The sequence below is a fragment of the Streptomyces katrae genome, assembly GCF_000966975.1.
Lineage (GTDB): Bacteria > Actinomycetota > Actinomycetes > Streptomycetales > Streptomycetaceae > Streptomyces > Streptomyces katrae.
Genome location: NZ_JZWV01001402.1, coordinates 1 through 3,400 on the forward strand (window position 1 = coordinate 1; position 3,400 = coordinate 3,400).

Annotated in this window: 3 protein-coding genes; all 3 read left to right on the plus strand. The window is 68.7% G+C overall.

What is annotated here, in order from left to right:
- A partial coding sequence (locus VR44_RS37705) for a VWA domain-containing protein (protein WP_045952185.1) occupies positions 1–993 on the plus strand: 993 nt, incomplete at its 5' end.
- Between the two features lie 276 nt (positions 994–1,269).
- The gene (gene sucC / locus VR44_RS37710; RefSeq protein WP_045952186.1) at positions 1,270–2,448 is read left to right on the plus strand and encodes an ADP-forming succinate--CoA ligase subunit beta; all 1,179 of its coding nucleotides are present in this window, start codon (positions 1,270–1,272) and stop codon (positions 2,446–2,448) included.
- Positions 2,449–2,469: 21 nt separating this feature from the next.
- Complete coding sequence (sucD, locus tag VR44_RS37715; RefSeq protein WP_045952187.1) at positions 2,470–3,360, plus strand: succinate--CoA ligase subunit alpha; 891 nt, start codon at positions 2,470–2,472, stop codon at positions 3,358–3,360.
- Positions 3,361–3,400 lie beyond the last annotated feature (40 nt).

The window sequence follows — 3,400 nt, forward strand, 5'->3', positions numbered from 1 at the left end:
GGGCAGGGGGAGCGGTCGGCGGGGCTCGGGGGGTCCGCCCCGAAGGTGGCCCGCTGGCTCGGCGACATCCGTACGTACTTCCCCACCCCCGTCGTCCAGGTCATGCAGCGCGACGCCATCGACCGGCTCGGCCTGTCCACGCTGCTGCTGGAGCCGGAGATGCTGGAGGCCGTCGAGCCGGACGTGCACCTGGTCGGGACCCTGCTGTCGCTGAACAAGGCGATGCCCGACACCACCAGGGAGACCGCCCGGGCCGTGGTCCGCAAGGTGGTCGAGCAGCTGGAGAAGCGCCTGGCGGCCCGGACCCGGGCCACCCTCACGGGCGCGCTCGACCGTTCGGCCCGGATCAACCGCCCCCGGCACCGGGACATCGACTGGGACCGGACCATCCGGGCCAACCTCAAGAACTACCTCCCCGAGTACCGCACCGTCGTGCCCGAACGGCTCGTCGGCCACGGCCGGGCCGCGCAGTCGGTGAAGAAGGAGGTGGTCCTCTGCATCGACCAGTCGGGTTCGATGGCGGCCTCGGTCGTCTACGCCTCCGTCTTCGGGGCGGTCCTGGCCTCCGTGCGGTCGATCGCCACCCGCCTGGTCGTGTTCGACACGGCGGTGGTCGACCTCACCGACCAGCTCGACGATCCGGTGGACGTCCTGTTCGGCACCCAGCTCGGCGGCGGTACGGACATCAACCGCGCCCTCGCCTACTGCCAGTCCAGGATCACCCGTCCTGCCGATACCGTCGTGGTCCTGATCAGCGATCTCTACGAGGGCGGGATACGCGACGAGATGCTGAAGCGGGTCGCCGCGATGAAGGCGGCCGGGGTGGAGTTCGTGGCCCTGCTCGCGCTGTCCGACGAGGGCGCCCCCGCCTATGACCGGGAGCACGCGGCGGCCCTCGCCGCGCTCGGCGCCCCCGCCTTCGCCTGCACGCCCGACCTGTTCCCGGAGGTGATGGCGGCCGCGCTGGAGAAGCGTCCCCTGCCCGTGCCGTGAGGGTCCGGGTGACCCGGTGCCAAATCGGCGGATCGCACGAATACGCAGTTCGGCGGTGAGGCGATCTGTGACAGGTATCACCGCTCAGGTGTGATCTGTGATTTAGGGTCCTACGGCCCTCGGGGATAACCTGCGAGACGGACATGCCGCGTCCACGGTCACCGTGTGCGCCTACCCAGTGACAGCGCCGTCACGTTGCCCTCCGCGGCACGCCCACGCAGATAGCAGACAAACCGCGAATCACTGCGAATCTTTGAAGACAAGGGACGGACGCGCGTGGACCTGTTCGAGTACCAGGCGAGGGACCTCTTCGCCAAGCACGGTGTACCGGTGCTGGCCGGTGAAGTGATCGACACGCCTGAGGCGGCTCGCGAGGCCACCGAGAAGCTGGGCGGCAAGTCGGTCGTCAAGGCCCAGGTGAAGGTCGGCGGCCGCGGCAAGGCCGGCGGCGTCAAGCTCGCCTCCACCCCGGACGAGGCCGTCGCCCGCGCGACGGACATCCTGGGCATGGACATCAAGGGCCACACGGTCCACAAGGTGATGATCGCCGAGACGGCTCCCGAGATCGTCGAGGAGTACTACGTCTCCTACCTGCTCGACCGCACGAACCGCACCTTCCTGGCCATGGCCTCGGTCGCGGGCGGCATGGACATCGAGCAGGTCGCCGAGGAGACCCCCGAGAAGCTCGCGAAGGTCCCGGTCAACGCCAACGAGGGCGTCACGATCGAGAAGGCCCGCGAGATCGTGGAGCTCGCGCAGTTCCCGGCCGAGGTCGCCGAGAAGGTCGCCGAGGTCCTCGTGACCCTGTGGAAGACCTTCATCGCCGAGGACGCGCTCCTCGTCGAGGTCAACCCCCTCGCGAAGGTCGCCTCCGGCGAGGTCATCGCCCTCGACGGCAAGGTCTCCCTGGACGAGAACGCCGAGTTCCGCCAGCCCGGCCACGAGGAGTTCGTGGACCACGCGGCCGCGAACCCGCTCGAGGCCGCCGCCAAGGAGAAGGGCCTCAACTACGTCAAGCTCGACGGTGAGGTCGGCATCATCGGCAACGGCGCGGGTCTCGTCATGAGCACCCTCGACGTCGTCGCCTACGCCGGTGAGAACCACGGTGGCGTCAAGCCCGCCAACTTCCTGGACATCGGCGGTGGCGCCTCCGCCGCCGTCATGGCCAACGGCCTGGAGATCATCCTCGGCGACCCGGACGTCAAGTCCGTGTTCGTCAACGTCTTCGGTGGCATCACCGCGTGTGACGAGGTCGCCAACGGCATCGTCCAGGCGCTGCAGCTGCTCGAGGACCGGGGCGAGGCGGTCACCAAGCCGCTGGTCGTCCGCCTCGACGGCAACAACGCCGAGCTGGGTCGCAAGATCCTCTCGGACGCCAACCACCCGCTGGTGCAGCGCGTGGACACCATGGACGGTGCGGCCGACAAGGCCGCCGAGCTCGCGGCTGCGAAGTAAGGGCAGAGGTCACAGACTCACATGGCTATCTTCCTCAACAAGGACAGCAAGGTCATCGTCCAGGGCATGACCGGTGCCACGGGCATGAAGCACACCAAGCTGATGCTGGCTGACGGCACCAACATCGTCGGCGGCGTGAACCCGCGCAAGGCCGGCACGACCGTCGACTTCGACGGCACCGAGGTCCCGGTCTTCGGCTCGGTCGCCGAGGCGATGGAGAAGACGGGCGCCAACGTCTCCGTCCTCTTCGTCCCGCCGGCCTTCGCCAAGGCCGCCGTCGTCGAGGCCATCGACGCCGAGATCCCGCTGGCCGTCGTCATCACCGAGGGCATCGCGGTGCACGACTCCGCCGCCTTCTGGGCGTACGCGACCGCCAAGGGCAACAAGACCCGCATCATCGGCCCGAACTGCCCGGGTCTGATCACCCCCGGCCAGTCCAACGCCGGCATCATCCCGGGCGACATCACCAAGCCCGGCAAGATCGGTCTCGTGTCCAAGTCCGGCACGCTGACCTACCAGATGATGTACGAGCTGCGCGACATCGGCTTCACCTCCGCCGTCGGTATCGGTGGCGACCCGGTCATCGGCACCACGCACATCGACGCCCTGGAGGCCTTCGAGGCCGACCCGGAGACCGAGCTCATCGTCATGATCGGCGAGATCGGCGGCGACGCCGAGGAGCGTGCGGCGGACTTCATCGCGAAGAACGTCACCAAGCCGGTCGTCGGCTACGTCGCGGGCTTCACCGCCCCCGAGGGCAAGACCATGGGCCACGCCGGCGCCATCGTCTCCGGCTCTTCTGGCACCGCACAGGCCAAGAAGGAGGCCCTCGAGGCCGCCGGCGTCAAGGTCGGCAAGACCCCGACCGAGACGGCCAAGCTCGCGCGCGAGATCCTCGAAGGCGCGAAGTAAGCGGTAGCGGTACGGACGTACGGGCGTGGCCCGCACACTT

Coding starts and splice junctions, on each gene's coding strand:
- sucD (WP_045952187.1), top strand. CDS start 2,470: ATGGCTATCTTCCTCAACAAGGACAGCAAGGTCATCGTCCAGGGCATG.